The sequence below is a fragment of the Mycobacterium sp. genome (assembly GCF_965277065.1).
In the GTDB taxonomy this organism is placed as follows: Bacteria; Actinomycetota; Actinomycetes; order Mycobacteriales; family Mycobacteriaceae; genus Mycobacterium.
On sequence record NZ_CBDIBT010000019.1, the window covers coordinates 1,709,239 to 1,727,328 of the forward strand.

The window sequence follows — 18,090 nt, forward strand, 5'->3', positions numbered from 1 at the left end:
GATGGATTGTGCATCGCGGCACCTCAGTTCGAGGCGACCTTCCTGAGGTTGGTGTCAACCGTCACCGATGTCCGCGTGTCGAACACGTAGTCGTCGAGCTTGAACCTGCGGCTGCGTATCGCGGATTCCAGCGTTGTGGTGGGCCGCAGCGGGACGTCCCCATTCTTGTCGAAGTAATAACTGTTCGCGTTGGCGCAACTGCTCTGCCAGAAGATCTGGTTGCCCCGACGCGACAGCATTTCCTCGAAAAAGCGATCGTTGGCTTCCTGCGTCACTTCGACATAGTTGGCGGCTCGCGCCCTGGCGTTGCGGAGCACCCGCAGGATGTGCGCGGTCTGCGCCTCGATGAGCGCGAAATAGGACGAACCGTTGTAGCCGTAAGGACCGAAGATCGTGAAGTGGTTGGGGAAGCCGGGAACCGAGATGCCCTCGTAGGCCTGGAGTCGCCGACCCTCCCACCAGTCGGTGAGATCGACGCCGCCGACTCCGCGCAACGTATAGGTCGGCATGTTGTCCGGGTCCATCACCTTGAAGCCGGTGGCGAGGATCAGCACGTCGAGGCCGTGCGCCGAACCGCCGGAAGTGTGCACCGCGTCGCCGGTGATGTGCGAAATCGGCGTCGTCTCGAGGAAGACGTCGGGCCGATTGAAGGTCGAGAGATAGCTGTTGTGAAAGCTCGGCCGTTTGCAGCCCAAACCATAACGGGGCGAGAGCTTTTCGCGATTCTGCGGGTCCTTCACCTGAGACTTGAGGTACCTCAGCGCCGCGCGCTGAGCCAATCGCCGCACGTGGAGCAGTCCTTCGTAATGCGCGGGAACCGGGAAGGTTGCCTCGACGAACAGTTGGCTGACCATCCGTATTGCTGACCTGGACCCCGGAAGGTGTTGCAGCGTCCACTGAATCGGAGACGCGAGCTTGACGTCGGGCTTTGGTAGACACCAGATCGGGGTGCGCTGAAAGACCGTCAGGTGCTCGACCTCGTCGGCGATCGCCGGGATGATCTGCACCGCCGACGCCCCGGTACCGATGATGCCGACCCTTTTGCCGCGCAGGTCTTGCGTGTGATCCCAGCGCGACGAGTGCATGGTCAGACCGGCGAAGTCGCCGACCCCCGGGATGTCGGGCATGTTGGGCCGAGTCAGCACACCGCACGCGTTGATCACGAACCGCGCGGTGAGCACCTCACCCCCGGCCAACGTCACCCGCCACCGGTTCGCATTGTCGTCCCAGTCGGCTGCGGTCACGGTCTCGCCGAAGCAAAGATTCGGCATCAGCCCGTACTTGTCCACGCAGTCCTCGGCGTAAGCCTTCAATTCCGAACCCTTAGCGTAGCTGCGAGACCAGTCCGGTCGCTGCTCGAACGAGAATTGGTAGCTGAACGACGGAATGTCCACGGCGATACCGGGATAGGTGTTCCAGTGCCAGGTCCCGCCTGGCCCGTCAGCTTCGTCGAGGATGACGAAGTCGGTGAACCCGGCCTGCTTGAGTTTGATCGCGAAGCCGATGCCCGCGAAGCCTGCGCCGACGACGACGACCTCGAAGTGCCTTCCGGATAGGCGGATGTCGGACGGGGTCACAAGTCTTCCTCCTGAATGACGTGGCCGCTGCGCGTGTTCTGCGCCGAGGCACGGTGGACGTCGCCGATGAGGCCGGCCACGAGGTCTGGCCGGTCGTATTGCGGGCAGTGCCCGGTGCCCGGCAGCACCCTGGTGGTGACCTCCGGGTGCGAGCGCCGCAACATGGTGGCCCCGCGGGCGGGGCTGATCCAGTCCCGTGCGCCCCAAGCCACCGTGACCGGGACGTGGAACGGTCTGGCTTCAAGCACGTTCGGGTCGATGAGTTCGGCGATGGTCGGCCCGCCTAGCAGCAGCTGTCGACGCAGGTCGCCGGGGCCCCAGTGCGAGGCGTACTGCGCCCTGGCTTCGCTGGACATGTGACCGCGCGCGACTGCCCGCGCGAAGCCGGCGCTGATTAGTGCTGGGGCAGTGTTGGTGCCCCGCAGCACAGTTGGGCCGCCCAGCCCGAGCAGGCATCGGGCGGCCGGAGTGCTGCGATGTGCCAACCGCATCCAGATGGGGGTGACGAGTCCAGCCGGGCCGATCGCGAGCACAGCAGCCAAGGGCAACCCAGCCCGCTGGGCGACGCGTAGCGCGGATGTTCCACCGACCGAATTCCCGACCACGACCACGTCGGCTCCATCCCCGTAATTCTGTACCGCCGCCGCGACGAAATCGTCCACCACCCCGAAGAACGACGCGCCGGCCGGGCGCTCCGCCCGTCCGTGATACGGAAGGTCGACGGCGACGGCGCGGTGGCCTTCGCGTGCCACCCGGTCCATCACGGCCCGCCAACCGTCTGCGGAATCGGAATAGCCGTGAACGAGCAGAACAGTGGAACCGCCACCATCGGATTCGAGTACCCGGGTGCGTATCCCGCCGATCGTGGCGACCGGCGCGGTACGGGACTTGGCTCGCGTAACTACCCGCCCGGTCACACGCGGGCCGCCAATCCGTTCAAAACGGGTAACAGTCGCAGCACGTGGTATACCAGCTGTGTCTCCAAACCCACCGACACCATTGCGTGATTCTTGCTCGAGGACCGCGCGACCGCCTTGGCGACAGCGTCGGGCGAGTGGCTCATCCGGAATGCCCTAGCGAGCAGGTCTTTCTCGTTGACGACGCTGCCGCGCAGCCGGGTGTTCTGCAGAATCGGCGTGTTGATGACCCCCGGGCACACCACGGAGACTCCGACATTGTTGCGCGCCAAATCGGCTCGCAGGCAACGTGAGAACATCACCACAGCCGCTTTCGTCGCGCAGTACGTGGCCATTCGGCGATTGGGCAGATAGCCTGCGCCGGAGGCGATGTTGACGATCTGCCCGTGCCCTTGCTCGACCATGGCGGCTCCAAATGTCCGGCAGCCATGAACAACTCCGTCGAGGTTGATCGACCGCAGCCACGTCCAGTCGTCCTCGGTGGTGTCCAGGAACGCTCCGCCCACGCCGACGCCGGCGTTGTTCACGAGGATGTCGACCGGCCCGACCTGGGTCTTGAGGTCCTTGACCGCCTCAGCATCGGCCACGTCGCAGACGTATGAACGCGCTTGGGCGCCAATGTATCTGCATTCCTCGGCGGTAACTTTGGCGGCAGCCTCGTCGATGTCGGTGCAGACCACAGTCGCGCCGAGTCCAGCATAACGCAGCGCGGTGGCGCGGCCGATCCCACTGCCCGCGCCGGTGACGACCACGACTGCCCCGCGGGGTTCGACGCCGCTCATGCGGATACCTTCCGCTCGCGGGCGAACATCTTCAGCCCGTGACGGGGACGCAGTGTGAGGGTGGCCTCCGGTTCCACGGGATGGCCTGGAATCAAGTCGAATACGTATCGCTGGCTGAGCATGGTCGTGATGAGTACCGACTCCATGGTGGCGAAGCCTTGGCCGATGCAGCTGCGCTTGCCGCCACCGAAGGGCAGGTAGGCCGACCGTGGACGATCCTTGCCCGCACCGGGGAGGAAGCGGCTGGGATCGAACTGCTCGGGGTTTGGCCACCAGCGTGGGTCGTGATGCACCAGATGCGCCGGGATGATCACCGTGGTGCCCTTGGGGATTTCTTGATCGCCGACGACGTCGTCGTGAACCGCGACCCGCGGGATCGCCCAGGCCGGCGAGAAGTACCGCATCGCCTCCAGGAACACCGCCGTGGTCCACGGCAGGTCGGACAGGTCATCGGCGGTTGGGGTCCGTCCTTGCAGGACGGTGTCGACCTCGTCGAGCATTCGAGCACGCGCATCAGGGTTGAGCGCCAACAGGTACCACATCCACGACAATGCGTTGGCGGTGGTTTCGTGGCCGGCGAGCATGAGCGTGATCGCTTCGTCGCGAACGCGTTTCATCGGCATGGCACCTCCCTCGTCGGACGCGTTGAGCAAGTGGTTGAGCAAATCGGGTGTGTCGATGGGACGCGCGCGGCGCTCGTTGATGAGCTGCCACACCGCGTCGTCGATGTGCCGGACGATGCGTTGGATACTGCCGAACGGTGGGGGCAACGGCAGCGGCGTGAACGCCACCCGGGACAGCCCGCGCCAGACCTCCTTGGGCGGAGCAGTGACCAGGAACAGCCGCAACATGCGCTCACCAAACCGCAGACCGCCGGTCACCTTCGATGACATTTGAGCGGCCACCGGTCCAAAACCCTGACTGAACAACGAGTTTCCAACCACGTTCAAGGTGAGCTCGACCATCTCGTTGACCATCTCCAGCTCGAACAGCGGCCCGCGCTGCCGGTAGTCGGCGAGCAGGGCGTCGACGGGTTCGATCATCAGGTCGACGAGACCGTTGAGATGCCGCTTGGCGAACATCGGCGAAAGCATCGTCCGGTAGCGCTGCCACGAGTCCTCTTCGTCGGTGAACAGGCTGACTCCGAGGATCGCCCGCAGCAGTTCGTACTCGTAGGACTTGTAGTAGTTGAGGCGCCCCGCATGCAGTACGTGGTCGATGTCGTCCGGATGACACAGCGCTACAAAATGCCTTGTCGCCGTGCTAAATCGAGCGACATCGTAGCCCGCGATGCGGCTGACCCAGCCGTTCTTGGGGCTCAGCCCGACGGTCATCGCATCGCGCGACATCGTGAACCTGTTCAGCGTGGTGGTCGGCCGCCGAACGGCTTCCAGCCGAGGGGTCACATCACCTGGTGTCGCATCGTTCGACGCGGTGACTGGGCAGCTCATCGATACCTCCGAGTCAGAGTTGCGGGCGCCCACCGTGCCAACTGGCGGCATCCGCCATAAGTGGTGTCGCGTGACACCACTTTGACCGCCGGGTGCCCGGGTGTCAAGATGTCCACGTGAGCAGATCTGGCGTATGGGGTGGTCGCACCTCCGAACAACGCCAGCTAGAACGGCGTTCCCGGATGATCGCGGCGGCTGTCAAGATCTGGAGCGACGAGGGTTGGGCTGTGGTCAGCATGCGCCGAATCTGCGCCGAGACGTCGGTGAACGACCGGTATTTCTACGAGGAGTTCAGCGATAAGAATGGACTGCTCGCGGCGACCTGGGAGACGGTTCGCGATGACGCTCTCGCGACCCTTACTCGGGAGTACGAGGTGTGGGGCGAGCACCCGTCCTGGGAGGAATTGACCCGGCAGGTAGCAACGGCGTTACTCGATTGGATGACGGTCAATCCTGCCTACGCACGTATCTTGCTTAACCGCGACGAGAGCAGCCGGACGTTAGAGCTATTGCACCGCAATGCCTTTCACCGTGCAGTTGACCTCGTCATCGGAGTAGCCCAGCCTCGATTAAAACCCGGGTTCGACGAAGAGGGCCTGAAGATGGACGCCGTGGCCGGTATCGGCGGATTCATCGAACTGCTTCGTGCCTGGCAATCCGGCTATCTCGAGGTCGACGCGCGTCGCATCGTCGAACACACCAGCCGTTCGGCCGCGCGGTACCGTGGCCGGTATAAGTGAAACCTATGCCGAGCCGGGCTTTGCACAGTGCGCAATACCTTGCCGGGTGGCCGATCTCGATTTATTTTTCGAATACCTGAGCGCCGCGCGCAGTCTTGCGGTGCTGGCTGATTGCGGCCGACCTTGTCGGCGTTGGTCTCGCGAACCGTCTGTCCGACCAACGCATCCGCGGTCAATCTAAAATTGACCGTCGAGGGCGCACAAAACCGGTCAAGCCGCGCTCATCCGGAAGGCCGCTTCTGCCGCGCGCTGACGTCGGCAAGCTAATCGAATTACGGCCGGGTGTAGCGCGAGTGGTTCGCTGACGGTGTCAGCGCCGGACTTACGCAGGCGGCTTTGAAACAGGCCGTCTGCCAACAGGTAGGACGCCACCGCTACCCGGCGAGCACCCGCCTTCCGTGCCTGCGAGACTGCATCAGCCACCGACGGGAAGCCGGAGCCATCGCGACACGGCGCGGCGAAGGCGACCGACACCCGACTGCCGACCAGAATGGACAGCATCGTCGCGGCGAGAGCGATCTCTCTCTGCGCCTGCGGATCACGACTCCCAGCGGCCGCGAGAATGACGTCATCGTCGAGGCGCCAGCCCGATTCGACCAACCGGTCGAGCATCGCGTGGGTCAGATGCCATGACGGCCCGAGGGGGCGAGTGATTTGGACCGCTGGGTGCCCGGACGCCGCGACAAATCTTGGCACGTCGGACCGCACGTGCTGACCGCTGGACAGCAACACCGGCACCAGCACGGTCGGATCGTCGTGCAGGGTCTGCAGGACTTCATCAGGCGCCGGGCTGAGCACGTCGACGAATGAGACCAGCACTATTTCGTCCAGACTGCGTGCCATGGCCGCAGCAAGATCGTTGATCATCCTGACGCCGTGCGGATTCCGCGTTCCGTGCGCCACCAATAGGGTCGCCATGTCAAACACGAACCGTGGCCAACGCCGGCTGTTCGTGGGGCGAGCCAGACGGCAAACGCACATAAAACCGCAATGTCACCAGCGCCGCGATGAGGTAGAAGCAGGCGAACTCCCAGAAGGCTGCGGTGGCCGTGCCGTGGGCGATGTAGGAGTTACGCAGGACGAGGTTGATTGCCACGCCGCCAAGACCGCCGATCGCGCCGGTGATGCCGATCACCGCTCCGGACATCGACCGGGAGTAGTCGGCTCGGGTCTTCTCGTCCGCGTCCAGCGATCGTGACGCCGCCTCGAAGATCGACGGGATCATTTTATAGACCGCACCGTTGCCGATGCCGCTGAGCAGAAACAGCGCGACGAAGCCGAAAACATACGCGGTCATGGTGGCTGCCGTGATGTGACGGCCGGTGTGCGTGGCGGCGGTCGCGAGTACACCGACGCCGGCGATCATCCCGCAGAAGGCCCACAAGGTGACCACGCCGCCGCCGACCCGGTCGGCGACCCGTCCGCCGTAGATGCGTGCGATGGAACCGAGAAGTGGCCCGATGAAAGCGATTTCGGCCGCGTGCAGCGATGCCTGTGCGGCACTCTGTCCACGCGCGGCGAACGAGATCTGCAGCACCTGGCCGAACGCGAACGAGAATCCGATGAAGGAGCCGAAGGTGCCGATGTAGAGCAGACTGACCAGCCAGGTGTGACGATGGCTCAGCGCGGCTCGCATGGCGGCGGTGTCGACGGACACGATGTCAAGGTTGTCCATGAATCGTGCCGCTCCGATCGCGGCGACGATCAGGGCCACCAGATAGAACGCGCACACCCAATACGGTTGCCGGTTGCCCGCGGTCACGATGACGAACAGGCCGATGAGTTGGACGGCGGGAACGCCGATGTTCCCGCCGCCCGCGTTGATTCCCAACGCCCAGCCTTTGAGGCGCTGCGGGAAAAATGCGTTGATGTTGGTCATCGACGACGCGAAATTGCCGCCACCCAGACCGCTGAACGCCGCGCAGATCAGGTACACGCACAACGGCCGGCCCGGTTCGGCGAGCACGACGATCGTCGCGATCACGGGCACGACCAGGACGCAGGCGGAAAATACCGTCCAGTTGCGACCGCCGAAGCGAGCGGTCGCCATGGTGTACGGCAACCGGAGCGTCGCGCCGACCAGCGTCGCGGTGGCGGCGACCAAGAATTTGTCACCGGCGGTGAGGCCGTACACCGACTGCGGCATGAACAGGATCATCACCGACCACAGCGACCACACCGAGAAGCCCACGTGTTCAGCGGCCACAGACCACAACAGATTTCGCCGTGCAACGGCTTGGCCGCCGGCCTCCCACGCGGCTCGGTTCTCTGGATCCCAACCTGTAATCGTGTGCGATCGCGCCACCGATTTCTCCTTCGTTCGCGGCATACCGACACGAACGTAGGGACCCCATGTTGCCGAACGGATGCCTGCGGTGTCACCGTCGTGAAATCGCCCTCACGCTCGCGTGCAGCGCGCGGTGAGCGCGCACGTCGGGTGGCTGGCTTGTCGTGCAACGACGTGCGCTGAACTACAGTGTCGGCATGGTAAGCACAACTGCGCCGCAGCTGGAGCCCGAGAAGTCGTTCCGGTTCGACTGGGCGGAATGTGCCGGAGCCGTCGGCGATCTCGGTGTGCTGGTGCCTATTGCCGTGGCATTGATCGTCAAAAATGGTCTGACGCCGACCGCGGTGCTGTTGCCGGCCGGGCTGTTGTATGTAGTCGCCGGCCTGGTCTATCGGTTGCCCGTGCCGGTGCAACCGCTGAAGGCATTTGGTGCGATCGCGATCGCGCACGGCTTCGGCGCCGACGACATCGCCGCGGGCGCTTTGCTGATGGGCATAATCTTTTTGGTGCTCGGCGGGTCAGGTCTGTTGGATTGGGTCGCGAAAGTGTTTCCGCATCCGATCATTCGGGGCATTCAGCTCTCCGTGGGGCTGCTCTTCTGCCAATTAGCCTGGCGGCTGGTGTCCTCAACACCGAAAGCCTTTGCCGATCATCAGCATTCGTTTTGGTGGCTGGCGGGTGCCACTGGAGTGGTCATCGTGGCGGCGTTGGTCTTTCGGCATCGCGAGATCACCCTGCTACTCGTTCTGGTGGCCGTCGTGGCGATGGTGCTGGCGTTTCGCGGTTCGGTTACGTTCGGTCCCTCGGCGGTGCACATCCCGCATCTGAGCCGGGCCGCATTTGCCGCCGCCGCAGTCGCTTTGGTGCTCCCCCAGGTGCCGTTGTCGTTCGCCAATTCCTGTCTGGCCACCGCCGACACCGCGCGCACGTACTTCGGTGATGCTGCCCAGCGTGTTCGTCCCGGGCGACTGGCCATCACGATCGGTCTGGCCAATCTGTTTGCCGGCGGCATCAGCGGAATGCCGGTGTGCCACGGCGCCGGCGGTATGACCGCACACCGCGCCTTCGGCGCTCGCAGCGGCGGCGCACCCGTCATGCTCGGCAGTGTGGTGATCGCGCTCGCGTTGGTGTTGGGCGCCACGATGACCGCGGCACTATCCGGATTTCCGGTACCCATCTTGGCGGGCCTGCTGACGGTCGCCGGCCTGTTGCACATCACGCTGCTCAAAGATCTACAACAACCGGCGCATTGGGCGCTGGCGATCGCGGTCGGGATCGTCGGCTTCCTCAGTAACCTCGCCATCGCCATGGTAGGAGCGCTGGTGATCTGGTGGCTGGTCCGCGCGATTCATCAGAGGCGGGCCAACCGCACTGCCACCTAACGCCCGTGGTCATAGCCGGCGATCTGGTCGAGAGCATGTTCTATCACGTCGGCAAGCACCCCGAGGCCGTCGCGCACACCACCCGGTGAACCCGGCAAGTTGATCACCAGGGTCCTGCCGGCCACCCCGCACACGCCGCGGGACAGCACTGAGGTCGGGACCGTCGGTAGCCCGGAACGTCGGATCGCGTCAGCCAGACCCGGAATCTGGTAGTCGAGTAGCGCCACGGTCTGCGCCGGGGTGTCGTCCGTTGGCGAGATGCCGGTACCGCCGGAGGTGATCACCAGGTCGACGCCATCGGCGATCGCCTCCCCCAGCGCGGCGCCGACCGGTGCGCCGTCGTCGACGACAACCGGCCGGACCGACCAGAGTCCTTGCTGGTCAAGCCATTCAACGATGATCGGCCCGCACCGGTCCTCGTAGACCCCAGCCGATGCCCGGGTCGAGGCGATGATGACGCGCGCCGACCGGGTCGCCGTCATCGCACCCACGACCCGTGGCGGCCGCCGTCCTTCCGCACCACCCTGATGTCATCGATGCGCGCCGCCGGGTCCACCGCTTTGACCATGTCGTAGAGCGTCAAAGCGGCCACACTCACCGCGGTGAGCGCCTCCATCTCCACCCCGGTGCGATCGGTGCTGCGCACCGTCGCAGTGATGGCGACATCGGCATCACCGATGGCGAACTCGACCTCGACGCCGGTCAGCGCCAGCTGGTGGCACAACGGAATCAGCTCGCTGGTGCGTTTGGCGGCCAGAACCCCCGCGACGCGAGCGGTGGCCAGGGCGTCGCCTTTGGCCAGCCCACCGGCCGAGATCAACTGCACCACCTCGGCGGTGGTACGAAGCGTGCCCGCGGCAACCGCAGTGCGGTGCGAGGGCGTCTTCTGGGTGACGTCGACCATGCGAGCCGCGCCGTGGGCGTCGATATGCGAGAGCGGACCCGAGTCAGCCACGTCTCTCATTGTGTCAGGTGCCTAGCGCAGGTCCCAGATTTGGACCTGCTCGCCAGCCGGAATCTCGGTGACGTCGATCGGGACGTCGAGCAGGCAGTTCGACGACGCCAGCCACCTCAGGTGGTGTGACCCCGGCGGGCCCTGACATGCGACGGTGCCCGCGGCGTCGTCGAAAATGCCGCGACGAAACTGCCGTTTGCCGACCGGCGAGGTCAGCGTCTCGGTCACAACCGCGGATCGACGCGGCCGTTCCGCATCGGGCAGCCCCATGGCGGAGCGCAGCGGTGGGCGGATGAACACCTCGAAGGACACCAGCACGCTGACCGGGTTCCCGGGCACCGTGACGATAGGCACGCCGGCGACGTGCCCGGCGCCCTGCGGCATGCCCGGCTGCATCGCCACCTTGGCGAACTCGACGCCCTGGTCTCCGGCTCGACCGAAAGCGTCCTTGACGACTTCGTGGGCGCCCGCGCTGACGCCGCCGCTGGTGATGATCAGATCCGACTCGGCGGCGTAGCAGTCCAGCAACGCGGTGAATTCCGCGACGTCATCGGCCGCGGTCGCGACGGCGACCACCTCGGCGCCGGCCTCGCGGATCGCGGCGGCCAGCATGGCGGCGTTCGACTCGTAGATCTGGCCCGGCCGCAACGGGTTACCCGGGGCGACCAATTCGGCGCCGGTCGAAATCACCAGCACCCGTTGGCGCGGGATCACGCTCAGCCGGGGTAAACCCAGCGCCGCGGCCAGCCCGATCACGGCCGGGGTGACCACCTGGCCGGCCCGCAGGACAGTAGAGCCAGCGGCGACATCCTCGCCCGCGCGGCGGATATGGCGGCCCTCGACGCTAGGGGCGGTGATGCTCACGACGTCGGTCCGCCCGTCGGTTGCCTCGACGGGCACCACCGCGGTCGCCCCGTCCGGGATCGGCGCACCCGTCATGATCCGATCGGCTGTCTTCGGCTCGAGAACGGGGATGTCGGTGCGACCGGCCGGAATGTCTTCGGCCACAGTCAATTTCACGGGAAAATCGGCTGTCGCCGCAGCGACGTCCTCGGCACGCACCGCGTAACCGTCCATCGCGGAGTTGTCGAAGACCGGCAAGTCGAGCGTCGCCGTCACGTCCGCTGCGAGTACAAGACCCTCGGCGTCGGCCAGCGTGACCAGGCGGGCAGGTCGAGCCGTGATCAACTCGGCGACAATGCGTTGATGTTCCTCGACCGACCGCATGGTGCTCGTCAATATAGTGGGTGGCGATGACACTGGTAGTGCGTGCCGTCCTGACGGATCGACCGATTGTGCTCACCGAACACGAAGACCTGGTGAGCCATCCGTCCGCGGGGGCCGTGGTCGGGTTTGTCGGGATGATCCGGGACCACGACCACGGGCGCGACGTGCTGCGGCTGGAATATTCGGCCCACCCGTCGGCCCCCGACGTCATCGCCGAGGTGGTGACCGAGGTCGCCGCACAATCCGCGGGTGTGCGCGCTGTCGCCGCCAGTCACAGGATCGGCGTGCTGGAGATCGGCGAGGCCGCACTGGTGGTTGCGGTCGCCGCGGAACATCGTCAGGCGGCGTTCTCCTGCTGCGCGGAACTGGTCGATGCCATCAAGGCGCGGCTTCCGGTCTGGAAGCGGCAATTCTTCGCCGACGGCACTGACGAATGGGTGAACTGCGCGTAACCGCCTGCGAAATCTAGCCGCCGGCAAAAGGTGGGAGCACGTCGACGGTGTTGCCGGTTTTCAGCGCTCGTCCGCGGTCCCGAACAGCGATCCCGTCCAACAGAAACGAGCACCGTAACAGCACCCGGGCCAATTCCCCGTTGCGCTCGCCCAACCCAGTGACGAGCTCGTCGACCGTGGTACCCGACCGCACGGTCAGCAGCTCGGAGTCGGATCCGACGGTAGCGCGCGCCGCCGCGAAATACCTTACGGTGATGCCGATCTCGCTCGTCACATCAACCGCCGATCGCGCTCATCGGGCGGCTCGGCTGGACGAAGTCCGGGTCGTTGATGCCGTGGCCTGCCGGCTTGTCCCACATCGCCGCCCGCCACGCGGCCTCGATTGCAGCGTCGTCGGCCCCGCGGCGCAGCAGACCCCGAAGATCGGTCTCCTCTATCGCGAATAAACAGCTGCGTAGCTGGCCATCAGCGGTCAGTCGGACGCGGTCGCAGGTCGAACAGAACGGATGTGACACCGATGCGATGAGGCCCACCGTCCCCGTAGCGCCCGTCGCAGTGTCGGTGATTCGCCACAGCTCGGCCGGCGACGCGCCGCGCGCCGCGGGATCACGCTCCAGCGTGAAGAAGTGGCGGCGCAGCTGGGCCAACACCTGGCCCGCGGTCACGGCTTTCGCACGGCGCCATTGGTGCTCGGCATCCAGCGGCATCTGCTCGATGATGCGCAGCTGGAAGTCGTGGCGAAGGCAGTGGCGCACCAGTGGAATGACGTCGTCGAGGCCGGTGCGCGGGTCCAGCACGGCATTCACCTTCACCGGCCGCAGACCCGCCGCATGGGCGGCCTCCAGGCCGGACAGCACGTCGGCTAGCCGGTCGCGGCGGGTGATGGCCGCGAAATTCGCTTCTTCGATGCTGTCCAGGGAGACGTTCACCCGATCCAACCCGGCCCGTGCCAAGCCCGCCGCATGTTCGGCCAACAGAATGCCATTGGTGGTCAGCGCGATCTCGGGTCGCGGCTGCATGGCTGCCGTGGCGGCGACAACGTCCGCCAAGTGCTTGGCCAGCAATGGTTCACCGCCAGTGAGGCGCACCTTGGTTATGCCGAGCCGGGTCACGCCGATGCGGAGCAGCCTGGCGATCTCGTCGGGCCGGAGCAACTGCTCGGCTTCCAGCCACGGCAGGCCCGCGGCCGGCATGCAATACGTGCAGCGCAGATTGCAGCGGTCGGTCAGCGATACCCGCAGGTCGGTCGCGATCCGCCCATAGCCGTCCACCAAGGGACCGGTGGCGGGGGCACGCGGTGATGCGGCGCCGTCGATCCGAAGCGGCACCGAAGGTACCCCTAACGTCGTGATCGTCATGGCACCGTCCGAGTCTGGTCGCGAGCAATACCACCATTATCCCTCGGCCTGGCGAGACCGCACTTTCGCACGCTTTCCTGCAGGTCATGGGGTCAACTAGGATGAATCCGTGCCATCGATGCGGATCCGTCAAGCGGCTGAGCTGCTGGGAGTCAGCGACGAAACGGTGCGGCGCTGGATCGACAATGGCGCTTTGTCTGCCAGCCAAGACGACTCGGGACAAAAGGCGATCGCCGGAGAAGTCTTGGCCGAGTTTTGGCGCCAGAACGCCGGGCCGTTACCGCCGAATCCGCTCGGCACCGGCAGCTCGGCGCGCAATCGCTTCGTCGGCTTGGTCACCAATGTGATCAGCGACAAGGTGATGACACAAGTCGAGATGCAATGCGGGCCCCATAGCGTGGTGTCTCTGATGAGCACCGAGGCCGCGCGCGAATTGAAACTCGAGCCGGGCAGTCTCGCCGTGGCCGTCGTCAAGGCCACTACGGTGATCGTCGAAACGCCTAGGGCGCGCGAGGAATTGGGTTCGGACTCATAGGCGTCGAGCCGGTTACAGGCTCCGTATCAACGCCGCCCGACCCTTGGTGCGCAGCCGGTGCACAGCAGAACCCCGGTATTTCTTCATCCTGGCTGCCATCTTGTTGCCGAGTTCCTCGACTTCGGCATCGCTGATCTTCGCCTCCGGCGGCGCGGGAATGAGATCCCGTTCTTCCTCGTCGGCATGCGCCTCCAGCACCGTCTTGAACGAGTTCCATTCGTCCTCGTAGCCAGGCGCGCTCGGCGGCGTCCTGAGCAGCACGGAAAGCTGGTCGACGACTTGCCGATGCTCGGCATGAGCCACCGCGATGAGCTTGCTGGCGTCACGTAAGGCCGGATAGTAGATGTCGTCTTCGATGCGGAAGTGGATATCGAGTTCGATCAGCAGCTCGTCAACCAACGCTTGGCGCTCGTCACTCTTCACCGGCGCGTCGCTGATCTTGCGGCCGAGGCCCTTGATCACCACGTGGTGCTCTTTCAAAACGTCGTAGGCGTTCACTTGGTTATTCCTTTCGGCGCGTCGCGCACTTGGTTGTCGTGGCCGCGCACTTCGACCATTCCGTCGACGAGTCTGGCGTCATAGTGCGGCAGTGGCGCCGCCGACGGGCCCCGCAACACCTGTCCTGAGTCGACTGAGAACCAGGACCCATGCCACGGACACACGATCCGGCCGCGATCGACCCAACCATCGGCCATCGGCGCCGCCAAGTGCGGACAGAATTCACCAAACACGGACACTTTGCCGGGCTCGGTCTGGCACACGACCAGGCCAACCCCGTCAACCTCCACGCGTACCGGCTTGCCGTTCAGCGACTCCGCGGCCAGCACTGGCGTCCAATCGTTGGTTCGCAGCCGCGCACCCGACTGGTCTATTCCAATACCGGACTCGAAGACCAGGGCCCCGCCGAGGTAACTACCGCCGACAGTGGTCGCGTACCCCACGCCGGTCAGGACCATCCCGCGCAGGTGACGGCCCTGGCGACGGTATAACCATGACCGCACGTAGAGCGTGGTTGCCACCAGGTTCACCACTCCGTGCACCAACCCGACGCGGCGTTCCGCCTCCTGGGTGTGCTGCCAATCGGTGACGCCGGTGATCGCGGCGCCGACACTGGCGACGATGCCGACCCCCAGCGCGTGGCGGGCGAACCTCGACGCGTCGCGGATTTCGGCGGCGCGACCAGTTGGCAGCACACTGAACACGTCCAGCGCCACAGTCGTCCCGAGCGCCCCGCTGGCCAACGACGCCAACGGCGGATGAACGGGATGTCCGAGCCAAACTCCGTGCAACGCGTTGGTGACGGTATCTCGAGCTCTGCCTAAACCGTTGTAGGCAAAACTCAGCACATGCTCCAGCCGATAGCTCGGTCGATCCAGCCAATCTAGACGCCCGATGGCCGAGACCGCCTTCGGGCCGACTTGTCGCAATCGAGCATGCCCGCCGTGCGACCGATCCGCCATGGCAACATATCCTTCCCGAAGCTATCCACCTACCGGACGCGCTCCGAGCACTGTTCTGATACGCGGGCCACGCGCCCAACGGTCCACGGTAGCGGTGCTCGCTGTGACTCCAGTCGTCGCTCGCTGCCAATCAGCCAAGCGCTGGGTCACGATCACCGCAGATGCGGACTTTTCACGCACTCTTCGGGAATTTTTGCGGACTTTCACTGAGAGATTGGCTTGGGTCGTCGGCAACCGCAGATACCGTCTGTGCAGCAACCACTTTCAGGTGCCGCGCTCGTTTGCCGATCGCCTCCGCGGGGTAGGCCCGTGCCGTGGACGCAGTGCTCGCACGGTGGAAGCGCAGCCAGGCCTATGACTGGTTGCGGCTCAAAGGCTACGTCGCTTTTGATCTACCGCGAACGGTGACGGCGCTGGGCGTAGTGCTGATGGCGGGCGTTGTCGCGGTTCATGCATATGTGCTGATCAGCCGGCCGTCGTCGCCGGGATATTTCGTCGCCTACGCAACGATCCTGGGAGCTTGCTGTCTGTTGACTGACGCGTTTCTGTTGCTAGGGCGCTATCCCGTTGTGCTGCAACTAGGATGGTGCTTTGGTGATCTGGTGTCGGTCGTGTTCCTCGGGGTGTATCTGGTTAGTCGGGTGGTGCCACTACCCGCGCTGCGAGCGGTGACCGGCCGGTGGGATCTCGCGCCCGGAACGTTAGCAGTGGTGTTCGCGCTGGGCTTCATCGTTGTGCACATGTCGGTGCTGCTGCGGATCAACGTGGCTCATCCGCGACGGCAGCAGTGGTCCGACTAACGGGAACCCCGCGATGACAACGTTCGATTATCCGGTGTGGCTGCGCGTCGACCACTGGCTCAACCTGTTGTTCGTCACCTTGATCATCCGCAGCGGCCTGGAGATCCTCGCCACCCATCCCAAGCTGTATTGGAATGACGACAGTAGACCGGGGAGCGAATGGGCGCGCTTCACCCGCAAGGTGATGCCGAAGAACAGGCTGTACGACACCCTCGACGAAGAAGAGGACTACAGCCCGTTCATCTCGTTGCCCGGCCACGCACAACTGGGCCTTGGGCGGCACTGGCACTTTGTCGCAGTGATCGGCTGGATTTTGGTCGGACTCTCCTACTACATCCTGCTTTTCGCTACCGGACAGTGGCATCGTTACTGGCCCGCATCGTGGTCGATCTTCGCTGAGGCGTGGAACGACATCGTCACCTACATGACGTTCAACCTGCCGCCGTTGTTGCCCGGTGAACCCCTGGACGCCATGCAGAAGCTTGCTTACGCCGGCGTGGTGTTCGTGCTGGCGCCGTTTCAGATCCTCACCGGCGCAGCGCAATCCCCGGCCATCGAGGCCCGATTCCCGTGGTACGTCCAGATGTGGGGCGGGCGGCAATGGGCGCGCAGCCTGCATTTCGTGGGACTGGTCGCCTTTGTCGGCTTCATCGTCATCCATCTGTCAATGGTGTTCTTTTGGGGCTGGGGCAAGCTCACCGCGGCAATGATCTTCGGCTCGGTCCGCAACACCAACTGGGCGACCGCGTGTTCGCTGCTGATCATCGCGGCGGTCATCGCCATCCACGTCGCGGCAACGCTGTGGAGCCTTCGCAACCCTCGTTCGGTTCAGCGCAGGCTGGACGCTATCGTCGGATCCGTTCGACGGATTCTGTTGCGGCCGTTGAATTCACGGCAGAACTATGCCGAGCGGAAACTGACCACGCAGCACCGCGTCAACGGCAAGCCGCCCTGTTCGACCGAGTACAAGGTGATGGCCGTGCACAACTTCACCGACTGGCGGCTGCGGGTCGGGGGCCTAGTGGAGAATCCGGTGACGCTGGATTTGGCGGAGTTGCGCGCACTGGGTGAACCGGAAACCCAACGGACAATGCACAACTGCGTGCAGGGTTGGACCAGCATCGGGCAGTGGAGCGGACTGCACCTGAGCGCCTTGGTGGAACTGGTGCGGCCGCTGCCGGAGGCGAAGTACATCTGCTCGATGACCATGCAGGACAACGATCGCGACGAGCCCGCGTCGCACGGCGGGGGTCAGTTCTATGAAGTGATGGACCTCGAACTGGCCTATAAGCCGCAGACCATCCTGGCCTACGAAATGAACGGCAAGCCGTTGCCGATCAAACACGGTGCACCGTTGCGGCTTCGGGTAGAGACCCAGGTCGGCTTCAAGATGGCCAAGTGGATCAACCAGATCGAATTCGTCAACGACTACTCCGGCATCGGAAAGGGCGCGGGAGGTTGGCGCGAGGACAACGTCTACTACTCCAAGGACGTGGAGATCTAGGATGACCGACCTTGCGATGGTGCGCCCCGAACTGATCAGCCTGGACCCCGCTGATGGCGAACGGGTTCTGGCCAACGTCGCCGCGAAAGGCGGCCACTGCGAGGCCTGCGGCGCAACCGAGTTCAACGTCGGACGTGCGCTGTATCTCGGATATCTGTTTCTCGACGAGGAAGACGACGCCTACATGGTGGCGTTAACGTGCAGCAACCCGGACTGCACGCAGCCGCACACCGGAATCAGGCTGCGCGAGAAGGACTTTCTCAGCGGCGACGGAACCCGAGCCCGCGCCGCGACGTGGCTGGCCTCGGCTCCCGTCGGCCGTTAGCTTCAGCGGCGGCATCGCTGAACACCGGCCGGGCAAGTCCGACCCGATTGATCACGTCGGACAACTCCCGCAACTCGTCGCACAGGGTTTGAAACCGACTCTCGTCCGCCTCGTCGAGAAGCCCGCGCGAACTGTAATGCACCAGCCGCGGCAATCGCCCGGCGAGCGCCGCGCCCCACCTGATGCTGACATCGTATTTTTGGCCCTCGTCCACGTCGTCGTGTAGGCCGAGTTCTTTGAGCGCCGTTATCTGTTCGGTAAGCCACTCGACGTCATCGTCGATATTCACCGCTGCGGTATTCTCGCCCATCTCAGCCGTCATGCTTCTCCACGTGTCA

Annotated in this window: 21 protein-coding genes; 7 read left to right on the plus strand and 14 right to left on the minus strand. The window is 64.7% G+C overall.

All coding sequences use genetic code 11. From position 1 onward, the window contains the following. Window positions 1-23: 23 nt before the first annotated feature. Genes ACQY5A_RS25570 through ACQY5A_RS25585 form a run of 4 tightly spaced genes read right to left on the minus strand, consistent with a single transcriptional unit; the run spans window position 24 to window position 4,625 of the window. Window positions 24-1,577 carry a flavin-containing monooxygenase gene (locus ACQY5A_RS25570; protein WP_428343025.1) on the minus strand — a complete coding sequence of 518 codons (1,554 nt, stop codon included), beginning with the start codon at window positions 1,575-1,577 and terminating at the stop codon, window positions 24-26. Beyond that, on the minus strand, window positions 1,574-2,494 hold the full coding sequence (locus ACQY5A_RS25575) for an alpha/beta fold hydrolase (protein WP_428343026.1): 921 nt from the start codon (window positions 2,492-2,494) through the stop codon (window positions 1,574-1,576). Before ACQY5A_RS25575 ends, ACQY5A_RS25570 begins: the two co-directional genes overlap by 4 nt. After that, window positions 2,491-3,276 carry an SDR family NAD(P)-dependent oxidoreductase gene (locus ACQY5A_RS25580; protein ID WP_428343027.1) on the minus strand — a complete coding sequence of 262 codons (786 nt, stop codon included), beginning with the start codon at window positions 3,274-3,276 and terminating at the stop codon, window positions 2,491-2,493. Before ACQY5A_RS25580 ends, ACQY5A_RS25575 begins: the two co-directional genes overlap by 4 nt. After that, on the minus strand, window positions 3,273-4,625 hold the full coding sequence (locus ACQY5A_RS25585) for a cytochrome P450 (protein ID WP_428343343.1): 1,353 nt from the start codon (window positions 4,623-4,625) through the stop codon (window positions 3,273-3,275). The genes ACQY5A_RS25580 and ACQY5A_RS25585 overlap by 4 nt, the downstream gene beginning before the upstream one ends. A 218-nt stretch (window positions 4,626-4,843) precedes the next feature. Here ACQY5A_RS25585 and ACQY5A_RS25590 point away from each other — a divergent pair, with 218 nt between their 5' ends. Beyond that, a complete protein-coding gene (locus ACQY5A_RS25590) occupies window positions 4,844-5,467 on the plus strand; it encodes a TetR/AcrR family transcriptional regulator (protein WP_428343028.1) in 624 nt (207 codons plus the stop codon). Window positions 5,468-5,677: 210 nt separating this feature from the next. Here the strand turns inward: ACQY5A_RS25590 and ACQY5A_RS25595 are convergent, their stop codons facing one another. Next, on the minus strand, window positions 5,678-6,385 hold the full coding sequence (locus ACQY5A_RS25595) for a sirohydrochlorin chelatase (RefSeq protein ID WP_428343029.1): 708 nt from the start codon (window positions 6,383-6,385) through the stop codon (window positions 5,678-5,680). Window position 6,386: 1 nt separating this feature from the next. After that, entirely contained in the window at window positions 6,387-7,796 is a 1,410-nt protein-coding gene (locus ACQY5A_RS25600; protein ID WP_428343030.1) for a nitrate/nitrite transporter, read from the minus strand. 155 nt (window positions 7,797-7,951) lie between these two features. Here ACQY5A_RS25600 and ACQY5A_RS25605 point away from each other — a divergent pair, with 155 nt between their 5' ends. Then, window positions 7,952-9,136, plus strand: coding sequence for a putative sulfate/molybdate transporter (locus ACQY5A_RS25605; RefSeq protein ID WP_428343031.1), 1,185 nt, complete (start codon window positions 7,952-7,954; stop codon window positions 9,134-9,136). Here ACQY5A_RS25605 and ACQY5A_RS25610 read toward each other — a convergent pair. The 3 genes from ACQY5A_RS25610 to moeA are packed head-to-tail and all read right to left on the minus strand — an operon-like array spanning window position 9,133 to window position 11,318. Then, window positions 9,133-9,618 (minus strand): MogA/MoaB family molybdenum cofactor biosynthesis protein, encoded by a 486-nt coding sequence (locus ACQY5A_RS25610; protein ID WP_428343032.1) that lies wholly within the window; start codon window positions 9,616-9,618, stop codon window positions 9,133-9,135. The two genes, ACQY5A_RS25605 and ACQY5A_RS25610, sit on opposite strands and share 4 nt — an antisense overlap. Beyond that, window positions 9,615-10,100, minus strand: coding sequence for a cyclic pyranopterin monophosphate synthase MoaC (moaC, locus tag ACQY5A_RS25615; protein WP_428343033.1), 486 nt, complete (start codon window positions 10,098-10,100; stop codon window positions 9,615-9,617). The genes ACQY5A_RS25610 and moaC overlap by 4 nt, the downstream gene beginning before the upstream one ends. A 12-nt stretch (window positions 10,101-10,112) precedes the next feature. Then, window positions 10,113-11,318: a molybdopterin molybdotransferase MoeA gene (gene moeA / locus ACQY5A_RS25620; RefSeq protein ID WP_428343034.1), complete on the minus strand. Its 1,206-nt coding sequence runs from the start codon at window positions 11,316-11,318 to the stop codon at window positions 10,113-10,115. 26 nt (window positions 11,319-11,344) lie between these two features. Here moeA and ACQY5A_RS25625 point away from each other — a divergent pair, with 26 nt between their 5' ends. Then, complete coding sequence (locus tag ACQY5A_RS25625; RefSeq protein WP_428343035.1) at window positions 11,345-11,770, plus strand: molybdenum cofactor biosynthesis protein MoaE; 426 nt, start codon at window positions 11,345-11,347, stop codon at window positions 11,768-11,770. A 13-nt stretch (window positions 11,771-11,783) separates the two neighbouring features. On the opposite strand, the gene ACQY5A_RS25630 is transcribed toward ACQY5A_RS25625, so the two are convergent. Both ACQY5A_RS25630 and moaA read right to left on the minus strand, forming a co-directional pair. Continuing rightward, a complete protein-coding gene (locus tag ACQY5A_RS25630; RefSeq protein WP_428343036.1) occupies window positions 11,784-12,044 on the minus strand; it encodes a MoaD/ThiS family protein in 261 nt (86 codons plus the stop codon). A 1-nt stretch (window position 12,045) separates the two neighbouring features. Then, a complete protein-coding gene (moaA, locus tag ACQY5A_RS25635; RefSeq protein WP_428343037.1) occupies window positions 12,046-13,128 on the minus strand; it encodes a GTP 3',8-cyclase MoaA in 1,083 nt (360 codons plus the stop codon). A gap of 109 nt (window positions 13,129-13,237) precedes the next feature. Between moaA and ACQY5A_RS25640 the strand changes: the two genes are divergently transcribed. Then, entirely contained in the window at window positions 13,238-13,663 is a 426-nt protein-coding gene (locus ACQY5A_RS25640) for a TOBE domain-containing protein (protein WP_428343038.1), read from the plus strand. A gap of 12 nt (window positions 13,664-13,675) precedes the next feature. On the opposite strand, the gene ACQY5A_RS25645 is transcribed toward ACQY5A_RS25640, so the two are convergent. Together ACQY5A_RS25645 and ACQY5A_RS25650 are read right to left on the minus strand one after the other, a co-directional pair. Continuing rightward, window positions 13,676-14,161: a hemerythrin domain-containing protein gene (locus ACQY5A_RS25645; RefSeq protein WP_428343039.1), complete on the minus strand. Its 486-nt coding sequence runs from the start codon at window positions 14,159-14,161 to the stop codon at window positions 13,676-13,678. After that, a complete protein-coding gene (locus ACQY5A_RS25650; protein WP_428343040.1) occupies window positions 14,158-15,123 on the minus strand; it encodes a Rieske 2Fe-2S domain-containing protein in 966 nt (321 codons plus the stop codon). The genes ACQY5A_RS25645 and ACQY5A_RS25650 overlap by 4 nt, the downstream gene beginning before the upstream one ends. Before the next feature lie 314 nt (window positions 15,124-15,437). On the opposite strand from ACQY5A_RS25650, the gene ACQY5A_RS25655 reads away from it, so the two are divergent. Genes ACQY5A_RS25655 through ACQY5A_RS25665 form a run of 3 tightly spaced genes read left to right on the plus strand, consistent with a single transcriptional unit; the run spans window position 15,438 to window position 17,752 of the window. After that, window positions 15,438-15,923, plus strand: coding sequence for an oxidoreductase (locus tag ACQY5A_RS25655; protein ID WP_428343041.1), 486 nt, complete (start codon window positions 15,438-15,440; stop codon window positions 15,921-15,923). Window positions 15,924-15,936: 13 nt separating this feature from the next. Then, the gene (locus ACQY5A_RS25660) at window positions 15,937-17,427 is read left to right on the plus strand and encodes a molybdopterin-dependent oxidoreductase (protein WP_428343042.1); all 1,491 of its coding nucleotides are present in this window, start codon (window positions 15,937-15,939) and stop codon (window positions 17,425-17,427) included. Window position 17,428: 1 nt separating this feature from the next. Then, on the plus strand, window positions 17,429-17,752 hold the full coding sequence (locus ACQY5A_RS25665; protein ID WP_428343043.1) for a hypothetical protein: 324 nt from the start codon (window positions 17,429-17,431) through the stop codon (window positions 17,750-17,752). Here ACQY5A_RS25665 and ACQY5A_RS25670 read toward each other — a convergent pair. Beyond that, window positions 17,688-18,074 (minus strand): hypothetical protein, encoded by a 387-nt coding sequence (locus ACQY5A_RS25670; RefSeq protein WP_428343044.1) that lies wholly within the window; start codon window positions 18,072-18,074, stop codon window positions 17,688-17,690. The genes ACQY5A_RS25665 and ACQY5A_RS25670 overlap by 65 nt on opposite strands. Between the last annotated feature and the right edge of the window lie 16 nt (window positions 18,075-18,090).